Below are 13,134 nucleotides of genomic sequence, written 5' to 3'. Positions count from 1 at the left end.
AGGTCAGCCGTTGTCGCGAGCCCCGCCGAGCCCCGGGTCGGCGTCTCCGGTGTAGAGCGGCTGCTCCCGGTCGAGGAGGAAGTCGGACACGGCGGCGTGCGTCCGCTCGAACGCCGCGGCCCACGGGTCGTGGTCGGCGCCCGCGACGTAGACCGTCTGCGAACCCGGGATCGCCCGAGCGAGCAGATGCTGGCCGCGCCAGTCGACGTGGTCGTACTGCGGTCGGACGAGCAGCGTGGGCACGTGGACAGCACCGAGCTCGGCGAGCGTCGTCTCCCAGTGGGATTCGAAGTCGGCGTTCAGCAGCGTGTTCGAGAAGATGTTGAGACCGCTGGGGCCGCCCGTCAGCGTCGCCGTCGCCCGTCTGCCGTCGTCCTGGGAGAGCAGGTTCGCGGCCGCGTCGGGGCCGACCGTCTGCAGGAGCCCCAGGCCGGCGGTCATTCTCAGCTGAGTGCCGAGGGAGAGAGGGGTCGCCCGGTCGGCGCTCGGGTCCTCGCTCATGCGCGCGTCGGCCACCGCCCGCGCCGCGTCGGCCGCGCGATGCCCGTCCTCGGACGGGTCGAAGGTGCCAGCGGCGATGAGAATCGCCTTCTCGACGTGCTCGGGGTGCTGCGCAGCGTAGGCGGCCGCGAGGAAGCCACCCGCGGAGTGGCCGACGAGGATCACCCGGTCCGCGCCGGTCTGCTCCCGGACGGCGTCGATGTCCGCGAGGGACCGTTCGAAGGTGTACTCGCGCAGGGGCAGGTCGGAGGAGTAGCCGGCGCCCGCCTGGTCGAACATGTACACGTCGTGACCGGTCTCCGCGAGGGTGGGCAGCGAGTCGAAGTCCGTGGGGCCGACGAACGCGCCCGGGCCGCCGTGGAGGTACACGATCGGGACGTCGGACCCGCCGGGGGCGGGCGCGGCGGTCTTCCAGTACGCGACGTGCGAGCCGGTGGAGAGGTCCCAGAACTGCGGAGCGACGGGGGTGGAGCCGACGGACGATCCGCCGACCGGAGCGAGGACGGTCCCGCCGGCGAGCGCGCCGACGACGGCCGTCGAGACTGCGGCGACGATCAGCGGGGTGCGCCACCGCACCGACCGCCGGACCGGCCGCAGCCGGCGCGGGAGAAGTCGCTGCACCCCGGCGACGAGCAGGAGGACGAGGAGCAGGGAGAGGACGATCCAGACGGCGATCGCGAACGGCAGCGACACGGTCAGCGCGAACGCCGCCGCGATCGTCGAGCCGGCGAGGCCGAGGAGGACGGCGGCCGCGGACGCGAGCGCCGTCAGCACGCGGCGGAGGACCCGCTTCGGGCGTGACGGGCGGGCGGGGAGATCCGGGGTGGAGAGGACGGGCGGGTTCTCGGGCATGGCGGGGAGGACTCCTGAAAGGGGATGTGAGGCGAGGTGGGTGGTGAGGGAAGGGCGGTGCCGTGCACGGGCGGACGGACTCGTGCCGTCGCGGCCGGGCGCACAGGGAGGCAGCGCCGCGGTCGACCCGCCGAGTGCGGGCCGGGTGCGGCCTCGGCGCGGAGCACGGCCCCGGTCGCCGTGATCGCCGCGACCGGGGCCGTGTCGTCAGGGCGAGGGTCAGCCGGCTCGGTTGACGACCGCGGAGTAGGCGCCCGAGGCGTTGCTCGTCCCCGAGCTCGACGGGGACAGCGTCCCTGTCGCCGAGGGGGTGTCGCGGTCGACGGACCAGAGGTGGAGACCGGCGAGGCCCTGGGTCTTTACGAACTCCGCGACGTGCTCGAGGTCCGCGACCGTGGTGACCTCACCCGGGGTGTCGTTGACGCCGATCATCACCGTCAGCTCGAGCTTCGAGTAGGGGATGCCGAAGGTCTCGTGGACGTTGCGCGCGGCCTGCACGGCGGACGCGCCCATGTCGGGTGCGCCGTCCGGCCCGAGGACCGCGACGTCGGAGGCGGACCGGCCGTAGTCCATCGCCATCAGGTTGACCGTGTAGTTCCGGAGCTTCGCGGCCTCGATCGCGGCGACGGTCTCCACGCCGGTCGCGTTCAGGCTGGCCTTCCGGCCGTCCGATCCCGCCGAGGTGGGGAGGGTGAAGGAGAAGCGGAGGCCGGGGTACTTCCCCTCGGCGACAGCGGCCGCCTCCGCGAGCTCCCGGATCTGCGCGGGAGTCTGCCCCTGCTCGATGTCGAAGTCGATGCCGATCAGGTTCTTCGAGGCGTACCGGCTGATGAACGAGTCGAGCTGAGCGGCGTTCGCGGTGAACGTCGCCGAGGCGCCGCCGGTGGCGAGCACGTAGTCGACGTCCGCGTCGACGAGCTGGTCGATCGAGTGGCGGAACTCGTCCGCCGTCACGCCCGCCCAGCTCGGGGCGTCTCCGGTGCCGGAGGCGAACGCGAGGGTGACCGCGCCGCTGCCCGTCCGGCTGGCCCAGGAGTCGGGCCCCGCGAGCGGGACGATCTTCCCGTCGAGCATCGTGCGCAGCTGGTGGGTGTTCCAGTCCATGTTGATCGTGATGTCCTTGTAGCCCGAGCGGAGGACGGCGGGTGCCGTTCCGGTGTCGGGTGTCGTGGTCCCTGGGGCCCGGGCGGGGTCCGTGGCGGGAACCGGCGTGGGTGCCGGGGTCGGGACCGCCGTCCTCGCCGGGGCCGGAGTGATCGTGGAGGCCGGCGTCGGCGTCACCGCGGTCGCGGGCTGCCACACCCTGCCGGAGCCGATCGCCCCGGAGTTCTCGCGGGGATCAGCGCCGCGGGTCCACCAGCCGGCGGTGTAGAGCCTCCCGTCGCGCACCACCTGCTGGCCACCTGTGTACGTCGCGGTCGCGCTCCACTCCGCGACTCCGGGGAAGGGATCCGATGCGGTGCGGGTCGCCGTCGCACTCCACGCCGGCGGCGCGGAGGAGGACGACGAGGCGGCCGCAAGGGTCTCGCGGGCGGAGGCCGGCCCTGCTCCGAGGACCGCGCCTCCCGAGAGGAGGCCGAGGGCGGTGAGCCCGGCGATGGTGCAGCGGATTCGAGTGCGCATGTCAATCCAATCGATTCGGAGAACAGGCTCCTCATCGGAGCCGGATCGGAGAATCGCACGAGAGAGACGAGCACGCGGTCGTGGCGCAGAGCCTGGCGTCGGACGTCGTCAGCGGGAGCGATCGCTCCCGATGCGCTCGCCGCGCCGCCACAGCCACTCGACCGGGCCGAGCGGGAACCGGCGGAGCCAGAGGTGCGCGGCGAGCACGACGACCGCCGCGACGAGGACGAAGGCGCCGATCGTGACCGGCACTCGCCACGGAGCTGTGGTCTCCGCGAGCCCGAGTCCCCAGCCGTAGAAGAGCGCGCCGGCGAGGAGGTTCTGCAGCAGGTAGGCGCTCAGGGCGACGCGGCCCACCTCGCGAGCGCGTCGCGAGATCCAGCTCGTGCCGCCCCGGCGCCGCCCCAGCTCGGCGAGGAGCGCGAGCAGGCCGAGCGCCACCAGCGGAGGGACGAGGTAGCGCTCGGCCAGCAGGCCGGCCGCGCTCCCGGTGAGTCCGAGCGCCAGGTCGGCCGGAGCGGCCACCGCGCCGAGGATCATGAGCCGCCGCCGCAGCGACCACCCCTCCCGCGCGAACAGGCCCGCGCGCAGGAGCTGGGCGCCGAGGAGGAACATCGCCAGGCTCAGGAACCCGATCAGCACCGGCTCCGCCCGGAAGGGGCCCGCGTTCTGCAGGCGGAACAGCGCGAGGCCGAGGAAGGAGGCGTCCGCGTAGGGGCTGCGACCGGTGGGGCCCTGTCCGGTCGAGTCCGGCTGAGTCGCGACGAGCGCCACGAGCGCCGAGATCAGCAGGACGTGCAGCGCTCCGAGGAGGATCACGGTCCGGCACTGCACCCGCGGGCGGGTGAGCAGCAGCCCGGCCACCACCGCCCCGGTCACCGCGTAGCCCATCAGCACGTCGAACTCGGCGATCAGCACGTAGTTGACCGCGCCGTCGAGCAGGAGCAGGGTCGCCCGCCAGAGATAGCGGCCGGGCCAGCGCCGCCCCCGGCGGACGGCGGACGCGTGCTGGATCGCCAGGCCGATGCCGAACGTGAGCGAGAGCAGGGCGAGGAACTTCCCCTGCGCCAGCGCCATCAGGAGGAGCTGCGCAGTCCGCTCCCCCGGCCAGGTCCCGGCGGTCACCGGCTCCGTCAGCAGCCCGAGCAGCCCCCACGGGTGCGAGAACAGCCAGATGTTCGTGCCGAGGGTCCCGATGATCGCGACGCCCCTGATGACGTCCAGGGAGTCGATGCGCGGACCGGCTTCCGATCGATCGGGCAATACGGTCGTATTGGTCATGCTCGAGAGCGTAGCCTGCTCGAGGGGCGGATCGGAAGGAGCGCGGATGGCCGATCGGCGCGAGAGCAGGAGCGACATCCTCTCGGCGGTCGTCACGGTGCTGTCCACCCGCGGCGCCGATCAGCTGAGCATCCGGACCGTCGCCGCCGAGGCGGGCGTCTCGGTGGGCGCGGTGCAGCACCACTTCCCGACCAAGCAGGCGCTGCTGACGGGCGCGATGGCGCGAGTGGAGGAGCGGTTCCGGCTGCGCCTGCAGGCCCGGTTCGAGCAGGAGCCGTCACCCGAGGCGCGGCTGCGCGTCTTCTGCGAGGCGATCGCCTGCGTCGAGGACGCCGACGTCGCCGACGCCGTCGTCTGGACCGCCTTCGCTTCGCGGGCCGGCACCGATCCGGAGATCCGCGCACTGCACACCGCCGCCTGGTCGCACACCGAGGACGTCGTCCTGGAGCTGCTGCGTGCCGCCCGTCCCTCGGCGTCGCTCTCCCCCGACGACGCCGCGCTCCTCCTCGCCGTCCTCGACGGCATCGCCGTCGCCCGCGCCGCCGAGCAGTCGCCCCGCCTCTCCCCCACCCGCGCCCGCGCCCTGATCACCCGGACTCTCACCCTCCTGGCGCCCTGACCCACCGCCCCTCCTCGCGAGATGCCACGTGCGCCCGCCTCCCCCGGCGTGTCGCGTACCCGACTGGCATCTCGCGACCTGAACCGGACAACCACCCACACGTGCTCGAGCACCCTCAGGGCAGAGCGCGCGATCGAGAATCGCGTGCCAGCGATTCGGGAGCGCGACGGAATCCGCTCTGCGGAACGCCCCACGTCGACAAACCGACCGCGCTGAGCCGCGCGGGGAGCGGCTCAGAAAACGGCACTCGGTTGATCCGCCTATCGGCGGATCAACCCAGCGCCCGCTCGATCTTCGCCGTGATCTCGGTCTGGTCGAGGTAGTTGTCGATGACGACGACCTCGGCGAAGGTCTTGCCGATCTTGTCGATCAGCTCGCTGGAGGTGAGGATGACCTGCGCGTCGGCGGCGAGGGCGTCGACGGAGGCGAGGTCGGAGGCGACGACGTCGGCTTCGAGGTCGAGCGCCTCGAGGGCGCGCTCGGCGCCGAGCTTGAGGATGGCGGAGGTGCCGATTCCGGCGCCGCAGAGGGTGACGATCTTCATGCGCTTCTTCCGTGGTGCGGGGTGTCGTCGGTGAGGACGGCGTTGATGCTGCGGACGGTGCGGGCGGCGGCGAGGGCCGCGACCGCGTCCGGCTTGCTGAGGACGTCGGCGAGGCCGGAGACGAAGCCGACGTGGCCGTGCGCCTGGGTGGCGGCGATGCCGATGACCACGGAGACCGGGTCGTTGGTGCTGTGGCCGAAGGCGACGGGGTCGGCGAGGGTGACCACCGAGATCCCGTCCGCGAGGACGTCGTTGCCCGGTCGGGCATGGGCGAGGGCGAGGCCGGGGGCGATCACGATGTAGGGACCGAGCACGTCGACCTGCTCGACCATCCGGCGAGAGTAGGCGGGGTCCACCGCGCCGCTGCGCTCGAGGGCGCGTCCCGCCTCCATGACGGCCTCGCGCCAGCTGGCGGCGGGGTGGCGCAGGGCCACCGCGGCGTCGGAGAGCGGGTCGAGGGGCATGCTCAGGCCGCCTCGAAGCCGGCGCTGATCGTGTCGATCAGCTCGCGGCGCTCGTCGAGCGGCAGGAAGCTCGCCTCGGCGGCGTTGATCTGGAACGCCTCGAGGTCGTCGAGGTCGTAGCCGAACGCGTCCGAGAGCAGTGCCAGCTCGCGGCTGAGCGTCGTGCCGCTCATCAGCCGGTTGTCGGTGTTGACGGTGACGCGGAAGCCGAGCTGGTAGAGCAGGTCGAACGGGTGGTCGGCGAGCTCGGTGCCCCACGCGGCGATCGCCCCGGTCTGCAGGTTGGAGGACGGGCTCAGCTCGAGGGCGATCCGGCGGTCCTTCACCCACTCGGCGAGCTCGCCGAGGGTGACGTAGCTGGCGTCGTCGTCCTGGCGCTCGACGCGGATGTCCTCCGCGAGCCGGACGCCGTGGCCGAGGCGCAGCGCGCGGCCGTCCAGGAGCGCCGACCGGATGCTGTCGAGGCCGTCGGCCTCGCCCGCGTGCACGGTCGTCGGGAAGTGCGCGGCGGCGAGGAGCTCGAACGCGGGGCGGTGCCGCGACGCGGGGAAGCCCGCCTCCGCACCGGCGATGTCGAAGCCGATCGCGCCGCGCTCGCGATGGCGCAGGGCGAGCTCGGCGATCTCGAGCGAGCGGTCGGTGTGCCGCATCGCGGTGATCAGCTGGCCGACGCCGAGGCGGGAGCCGTGCGCGGCCGCCTCCTGGACGCCCTGCTCGAGCCCCTCCTGCACGGCCTCGACGGCCGCGTCGAGGGTGAGCCCGGAGCGGAGGTGCTGCTCGGGCGCCCAGCGGATCTCGCCGTGCACGACGCCGTCGGCGGCGAGGTCGAGCACGAACTCGCGGGCGACGCGCTCGAGCGACGCGGCGGTCTGCATGACGGCGATCGTGGTCTCGAAGGTCGCGAGGTAGTCCTCGAGCGAGCCGGAGTCGGCCGTGCTCGTGAACCACTGCTCGAGGGCCTCCGGGTCCTCGGCGGGGAGGGCGACACCGGTCTGCGCGGCGATCTCGACGATGGTCTCGGGGCGGAGTCCGCCGTCGAGGTGGTCGTGCAGCGACACCTTGGGCAGGTCGTCGATGAGGATCCCCTCGCCCGGGAGGAGGTACTCCTCGTGGCTGCTGCCGATCTCGGTGCTGTCGGTCACGGTGCTCCTCGGGTCGGACGACGGTTCGCCGACCACCTTACGGTGCCGCCCGCGCCGCCCTCGGCCGCGTCCACCACCCCGTCCGGGTCGCGCGGTGGACGGGCGACGGGCGGCCGGCCTCCGGCACGTGGGAACAGCCCCGGCACGGGTCAGGCGATGCGCTCCGCCACCAGCGGGCCGCCGTCGAGGACGGCGTCGCCCTCGTCGCCGATCCGGTAGGCGCCCTCGAGCGACTCGAGCGCACGGTCGAAGCGCGACGGCTCGTCGGCGGAGAGCGTGAACAGCGGCTGCCCGGCGCGGACCCGGTCGCCGGGCTTCGCGTGCAGGTCGATGCCGGCCGCGTGCTGCACCGCGTCCTGCTGGCGCGCGCGCCCCGCGCCCAGGCGCCAGGCCGCGACGCCGAAGGGCAGCGCCTGCTGCTCGACCAGGACGCCGTCGCGCGCGGCCACGACGACGTGCGTCTCGCGGGCGACGGGGAGGGCGCCGTCCGGGTCGCCGTCCTGCGCCCGGATCACCGCGCGCCAGGTGTCCATCGCCGCGCCGCCGTCGAGCGCACCCTCGACGTCGGCGTCGGGCAGCCCGGCCAGCGCGAGCATCTCGCGAGCGAGCGCGAGGGTCAGCTCGCGCACGTCCGCGGGTCCGCCGCCGGCGAGCACCTCGACCGATTCGCGGACCTCGTTCGCGTTGCCGATCGCGAGGCCGAGCGGCACGTTCATGTTGGTCAGCAGTGCCGTGGTGCGCACGCCGGCGTCGTTGCCGAGGTCGACCATCGCCCGCGCCAGCTCGCGCGAGCGCTCGATGTCGGTCATGAACGCACCGGAGCCGAACTTGACGTCGAGCACCAGGGCGTCGGTCCCCTCCGCGATCTTCTTCGACATGATCGAGGAGGCGATCAGCGGGATCGCCTCGACGGTGCCGGTGATGTCGCGCAGGGCGTAGAGCTTCTTGTCCGCGGGAGCGAGCCCGGAGCCCGCCGCGCAGATCACGCCGCCGACGGTCCGCAATTGCTCGAACATCTCCTCGTTGCTGAGGTCCGCGCGCCAGCCGGGGATCGCCTCGAGCTTGTCGAGCGTGCCGCCGGTGTGGCCGAGGCCGCGGCCCGAGAGCTGCGGCACCGCGACGCCGAAGGAGGCGACCAGCGGCATCAGCGGCAGCGTGATCTTGTCGCCGACCCCGCCGGTGGAGTGCTTGTCGACCGTCCGCTTGCCGAGGCCGTCGAAGCTCATCCGCTCGCCGCTCGCGATCATCGCCAGCGTCAGATCGCGGATCTCGTCGCGGTCCATGCCGTTGAGCAGCACGGCCATCGCGAACGCGGCCATCTGCTCGCCCTGGACGTAGCCCCGGGTGTAGGCGTCGATCAGCCAGTCGATCTGCGCGGTCGAGAGCGTGCCGCGGTCGCGCTTGGTGCGGATGACGTCGACGGCGTCGAACGCCTCGACGGGAGTGGACGGGGTCATGCGGGGTCCTCGGTTCAGGAGTGGGAGCGGGAGGCGGCGGGGCGAGAGCGCACGGTCGGGGCTACTCGGCCGCGTAGGCCTCGAGGGTGCGCGGGCCGAACGCGTCGGGGATGACCTCGTCGATCGTCTTCACGCCCGACACCGTCTGCAGGAGCATCCCGTCGGCCGAGTGCTCGAACAGCAGCTGGCGGCAGCGCCCGCAGGGCATCAGCACGCCGCCCCTGCCGTCGACGCAGGTGAAGGCGACGAGCCGGCCGCCGCCCGTCATGTGCAGCGACGAGACCAGCGCGCACTCGGCGCAGAGGGTCAGCCCGTAGGAGGCGTTCTCGACGTTGCAGCCCGAGATCACCCGGCCGTCGTCGACGAGCGCGGCGACGCCCACGGGGAACTTCGAGTACGGCACGTAGGCCTTGCCCATGGCCTCGAGCGCGGCGGTGCGCAGCGCGTCCCAGTCGATGTCGGTCATCGGATCCGTCCTCACGATTTCAGACTGCATTCACGATTTGAGATAGGGCTTGCCGGCGGCGGCCGGCCCGCGCGACTGCCCGACCAGGCCGGCGACCGCGAAGATCGTCACCACGTAGGGCAGCATCAGCATGAACTCGCTCGGCACCGGCGAGCCGATGACGCCGAGCACGTTCTGCAGGTTCGTCGCGAAGCCGAACAGGAGCGACGCGAGGGTCGCCTTGATCGGGTCCCAGCGGCCGAAGATGACCGCTGCCAGAGCGATGAAGCCCGCGCCCGCCGTCATCTCCTTGCCGAACGCGCCGACCGCGTCGAGCGTGTAGTAGGCACCGCCCATGCCGGCGATCGCACCGGCGAGCGAGACGTTCCAGAAGCGCGTCCTGGCCACGTTGATGCCGACCGTGTCGGCCGCCTGCGGGTGCTCGCCGACCGCACGGAGCCGCAGGCCCCACTTGGTCTTGAACAGCCCCCACCACACCGCGAAGATCGCGAGGTACATGAGGTAGACGATGACCGTCTGGTTGAACAGCACCGGGCCGAGGATCGGCACCTGGCTGAGCCCCGGGATCGGCAGCCGCTCGAACTTGACCGGCGAGTTGAAGACGGCGGCGTCGCTCGTGAGCACCTGCGAGTAGAGGAAGCTCGTCAGCCCCGTGACGAGGACGTTGAGGACCACGCCGACGATCACCTGGTCGACCAGGTACTTGATCGCGAAGGCGGCGAGCACGAACGACACCAGCACGCTCGCGATCATCGCCGCGAGCAGGCCGAGCACGGGCTGGCGGGTGAGCGAGCCCACCATCGCCGCGGTGAAGGCGCCGGCGAGCAGCTGGCCCTCGATCGCGACGTTGACCACGCCGACCCGCTCCGAGATGACCCCGCCGAGCGAGCCGAAGATCAGCGGGGTCGCGAGGCCGACGGTGCCCAGCAGCAGACCCGGCAGCGGCAGCGTCGCGCCCGCGGACGCCCAGACCAGGAAGCCGACCAGGAAGACGAGCGCGAAGAGCGCCGAGAGCCAGAGCGGCAGTCGCCGGGCCGAGCGGGTGAACCCCACGGCGACCGCTGTGAGGCCGACCAGGACCACGGCCACGACCACGCCGGTGGCGCGGGTCGGGAACGGCAGGTCCGGCAGGGCGAAGAAGTCGCTGCCGGAGGCGAGGCGGAACGAGCTGGTGCCGTCGCGGCCGAGGGCGACGAACAGGATCACGGCCAGCAGCGCGAAGATCCCGAACGCGATCGGGGCCTTCCAGCTGCGGACGGCGACCCGGGACGCCGTCCCGGGGGCACGGGAGACTGCGGTGGTCATGCGGACACCTCCGTGGTGCGGCGCGTGCGGCGCTTCGGGGCGACCCCGGGCGTCGGGAGGCGGAAGATCGCGCGCACCAGGGGCGGCGCGGCGATGAAGAGGACGATCAGCGACTGGACGACGAGGACCACGTCGATCGGCACGCCCTCGGCCGCCTGCATCGAGTAGCCGCCGGCCTTGAACGCGCCGAAGAGGATGCCGGCGAAGAAGACGCCCCACGGCCGCGAGCGGCCCAGCAGCGCGACGGTGATCGCGTCGAAGCCGATGCCGGCGTCGATCCCGGCGGTGAAGCCGGTGGTGACGGTGCCCATCACCTGGGCGCTGCCGGCGAGGCCGAGCAGACCGCCGGAGAGCAGCATGGCGGAGACGTAGCTGTTCTTGACGTCGATGCCGGCGACCCGGGCCGCGTGCGGGTTCTCGCCCACCGCGCGGAACTTGAAGCCGATGCTCGAGCGGTTGAGCAGCCACCAGACGAAGACGGTCGCGAGGATCGCGAAGACGAAGCCGAGGTTGAGCGAGTAGCCGGAGCCGAGGAGGTCGGGGAAGACCGCCGTGTCCTTCATCCCGGGTGACTTGGGGTTGTTCGAGCCCGGCGCCTGGAGCGCGCCCGGCGTCCGCAGCAGGTAGGAGACGAAGTAGAACGCCACGTAGTTGAGCATGATCGTGAGGATCACCTCGTGCGCGCCGGTTCGCGCCTTCAGCAGGCCCACCAGCCCGCCCCAGAGCGCACCGCCGAGGATCCCCGCGGCGAGCGTGATGATCAAGTGCACGCCGAACGGCAGGTCGAAGGAGAAGCCGACCCAGCCGGCGCAGGCGGCGGCGATCAGCATCTGGCCGCGGCCGCCGATGTTGAAGAGCCCGACCCGGAACGCCAGGGCGACGCCGAGGCCGCCCGCGATCAGCGGCGTCGCGAAGGCGAGGGTGTCGGTCAGCGGCTTGATGCCGTTCGCGAAGCCCTCGCGGCGGAAGTTGTAGACCGAGCCCTGGAAGAGCGAGGAGTACGCGCCCGCGACCGACTGCCAGATCGCCTGCAGCGTGTCCAGCGGCCGCGCGAAGAAGTAGCCCGCCGCCGACTGCACCTCGGGATCGGTCGCGGCGATCAGCACGCCGCCCGCGATCAGCGAGAGCAGCACGGCGAGCACCGACATCAGAGCGGTGCCGGAGAGGATCTCGCGGAGGACGCGGGACGCCCCGCTCTCGATCGGACCGGGCCGCGCCTCCTGACCCGGCTTCTGGCCCGGCTCCAGGCCGGTCGCCCTCTCGGACTCGGCGTCCGGATCGACGGCGGGCAACTGCGCGTCGCTCATGCGGCCGCACCCTTCTCGGCGGGCGACTGCCCGGCCATCATGAGCCCCAGGACCTCCCGGGGCGTGTCGGCGGGGACGATCCCGATGATGCCGCCCTTGTACATGACCGCGATGCGATCGGCGAGCGCGGCGACCTCGTCGAGCTCGGTGGAGACGACGATGACGGGCACGCCCGTGTCGCGGGTCTCGACGATGCGCTTGTGCACGAACTCGATCGAGCCGACGTCGATGCCGCGGGTCGGCTGGGCGGCGATGAACAGCCGCAGCTCGCGGCTGAGCTCCCGGGCCAGGACGACCTTCTGCTGGTTGCCGCCGGAGAGCCGGCCGACGTGCGTGGTGATGCCCTGGGCGCGCACGTCGAACTCGCGCACCCGCTCCTCGGCGAACGTCTCCAGCGCCTTCAGCTGCAGGCCGAGGCCCTTGACGAAGGGGCCGCTGTCGCTGCGGTCGAGCATCAGGTTCTCGGCGATCGTGAACTCGGCGACGAGGCCGTCCTCGGTGCGGTCCTCGGGGACGAAGCCGACGCCGGCGTCGAGCACCCGGCGGACGGAGAGGCCGTCGAGCCGGCGGCCGTCGAGGGTCACCGTGCCCTCCACGCGCTCCTGCAGCCCCATGATCGCCTCGGTCAGCTCGGTCTGGCCGTTGCCCTGCACGCCGGCGATCGCGAGGATCTCGCCGCGGCGGACCTCGAACGAGACGTCGTCGACGACGGCCTGGCCGTTCGCGTCCCTGACCGTGAGGTTGCTGACGACGAGGGCCTCGTCGCCCGCGCGCGCCGGCTCCTTCTGCACGGTGAGCTCCACGGCGCGGCCGACCATCAGCGAGGCCAGCTCGGCGTTGCTCGCCGTCGGCGCCGCCTCGCCCACGACCTGGCCGAGGCGGATGACGGTGATGCGGTCGCCGACCTCGCGGACCTCGCGGAGCTTGTGGGTGATGAAGACGATCGCGGTCCCGGAGGCGCGCAGCTGCCGCATGATCGCGATCAGCTCGTCGGTCTCCTGCGGGGTCAGCACCGCGGTCGGCTCGTCGAAGACGAGGACCTTCGCATCGCGGGAGAGCGCCTTGATGATCTCGACCCGCTGCTGCACGCCGACGGGCAGGTCCTCGACGATCGCGTCCGGGTCGACGTCGAAGCCGAAGCGGTCGGAGATGTCGCGGACGCGGGCGCGCGCGGCGGCCAGGTCGAGTCGGCCGCCCGACTTCGTCTCCTCGTGGCCGAGCATGACGTTCTCGGCGACCGAGAAGACCGGGACGAGCATGAAGTGCTGGTGCACCATCCCGATGCCCGCCTTCATGGCGTCGCCGGGGCCGGAGAAGCGCTGGACCACGTCGTCCAGCAGGATGTCGCCCTCCTCCGCCTGGTAGAGGCCGTACAGCACGTTCATCAGCGTGGACTTGCCCGCGCCGTTCTCGCCGAGAAGGCAGTGGATCTCACCGGGTTCGACGGTGAGGTCGATGTGATCGTTGGCCACGAGAGCGCCGAAGCGCTTCGTGATGCCCCGCAGTTCGAGCTTCATGGGTCCAATCTAACTTTCGGTGCGGCGTGCCAGCGCGCAAGGACCGGCGGGACAGC

Annotated in this window: 12 protein-coding genes; 1 reads left to right on the top strand and 11 read right to left on the bottom strand. The window is 72.3% G+C overall.

Annotated features, from left to right (window positions below; genetic code table 11):
- Positions 1 to 3: 3 nt before the first annotated feature.
- The 3 genes from GTU73_RS06765 to GTU73_RS06755 form a co-directional block, all read right to left on the bottom strand.
- Positions 4 to 1,353 carry an alpha/beta hydrolase gene (locus GTU73_RS06765; protein WP_160088043.1) on the bottom strand — a complete coding sequence of 450 codons (1,350 nt, stop codon included), beginning with the start codon at positions 1,351 to 1,353 and terminating at the stop codon, positions 4 to 6.
- A gap of 219 nt (positions 1,354 to 1,572) precedes the next feature.
- Positions 1,573 to 2,976, bottom strand: a complete 1,404-nt coding sequence (locus GTU73_RS19475; protein ID WP_160088041.1) for a carbohydrate-binding protein — start codon at positions 2,974 to 2,976, stop codon at positions 1,573 to 1,575.
- Between the two features lie 108 nt (positions 2,977 to 3,084).
- Entirely contained in the window at positions 3,085 to 4,257 is a 1,173-nt protein-coding gene (locus tag GTU73_RS06755; RefSeq protein WP_160088039.1) for a DUF418 domain-containing protein, read from the bottom strand.
- A 46-nt stretch (positions 4,258 to 4,303) separates the two neighbouring features.
- Here GTU73_RS06755 and GTU73_RS06750 point away from each other — a divergent pair, with 46 nt between their 5' ends.
- Positions 4,304 to 4,876 (top strand): TetR/AcrR family transcriptional regulator, encoded by a 573-nt coding sequence (locus tag GTU73_RS06750; protein ID WP_160088037.1) that lies wholly within the window; start codon positions 4,304 to 4,306, stop codon positions 4,874 to 4,876.
- 271 nt (positions 4,877 to 5,147) lie between these two features.
- Here GTU73_RS06750 and GTU73_RS06745 read toward each other — a convergent pair whose 3' ends face one another.
- The 8 genes from GTU73_RS06745 to GTU73_RS06710 form a co-directional block, all read right to left on the bottom strand.
- The gene (locus GTU73_RS06745; protein ID WP_160088035.1) at positions 5,148 to 5,420 is read right to left on the bottom strand and encodes a PTS sugar transporter subunit IIB; all 273 of its coding nucleotides are present in this window, start codon (positions 5,418 to 5,420) and stop codon (positions 5,148 to 5,150) included.
- On the bottom strand, positions 5,417 to 5,884 hold the full coding sequence (locus tag GTU73_RS06740; RefSeq protein ID WP_123735202.1) for a PTS sugar transporter subunit IIA: 468 nt from the start codon (positions 5,882 to 5,884) through the stop codon (positions 5,417 to 5,419). Before GTU73_RS06740 ends, GTU73_RS06745 begins: the two co-directional genes overlap by 4 nt.
- A 2-nt stretch (positions 5,885 to 5,886) precedes the next feature.
- On the bottom strand, positions 5,887 to 7,008 hold the full coding sequence (locus tag GTU73_RS06735; RefSeq protein ID WP_160091251.1) for an adenosine deaminase: 1,122 nt from the start codon (positions 7,006 to 7,008) through the stop codon (positions 5,887 to 5,889).
- A gap of 167 nt (positions 7,009 to 7,175) precedes the next feature.
- Complete coding sequence (locus tag GTU73_RS06730; RefSeq protein WP_160088033.1) at positions 7,176 to 8,483, bottom strand: thymidine phosphorylase; 1,308 nt, start codon at positions 8,481 to 8,483, stop codon at positions 7,176 to 7,178.
- Between the two features lie 61 nt (positions 8,484 to 8,544).
- Positions 8,545 to 8,949 (bottom strand): cytidine deaminase, encoded by a 405-nt coding sequence (locus GTU73_RS06725; RefSeq protein ID WP_160088031.1) that lies wholly within the window; start codon positions 8,947 to 8,949, stop codon positions 8,545 to 8,547.
- Positions 8,950 to 8,979: 30 nt separating this feature from the next.
- Positions 8,980 to 10,254 (bottom strand): ABC transporter permease, encoded by a 1,275-nt coding sequence (locus tag GTU73_RS06720; protein ID WP_160088029.1) that lies wholly within the window; start codon positions 10,252 to 10,254, stop codon positions 8,980 to 8,982.
- Positions 10,251 to 11,561, bottom strand: coding sequence for an ABC transporter permease (locus tag GTU73_RS06715; RefSeq protein WP_160088027.1), 1,311 nt, complete (start codon positions 11,559 to 11,561; stop codon positions 10,251 to 10,253). The genes GTU73_RS06720 and GTU73_RS06715 overlap by 4 nt, the downstream gene beginning before the upstream one ends.
- Positions 11,558 to 13,078, bottom strand: a complete 1,521-nt coding sequence (locus GTU73_RS06710) for an ABC transporter ATP-binding protein (protein ID WP_160088025.1) — start codon at positions 13,076 to 13,078, stop codon at positions 11,558 to 11,560. The genes GTU73_RS06715 and GTU73_RS06710 overlap by 4 nt, the downstream gene beginning before the upstream one ends.
- Between the last annotated feature and the right edge of the window lie 56 nt (positions 13,079 to 13,134).

The organism is Rathayibacter sp. VKM Ac-2804 (assembly GCF_009866655.1).
GTDB lineage: Bacteria > Actinomycetota > Actinomycetes > Actinomycetales > Microbacteriaceae > Rathayibacter.
The sequence above is the reverse complement of the archived record's forward strand: the minus strand, read 5'-3'. Positions and strand labels throughout refer to the sequence as shown.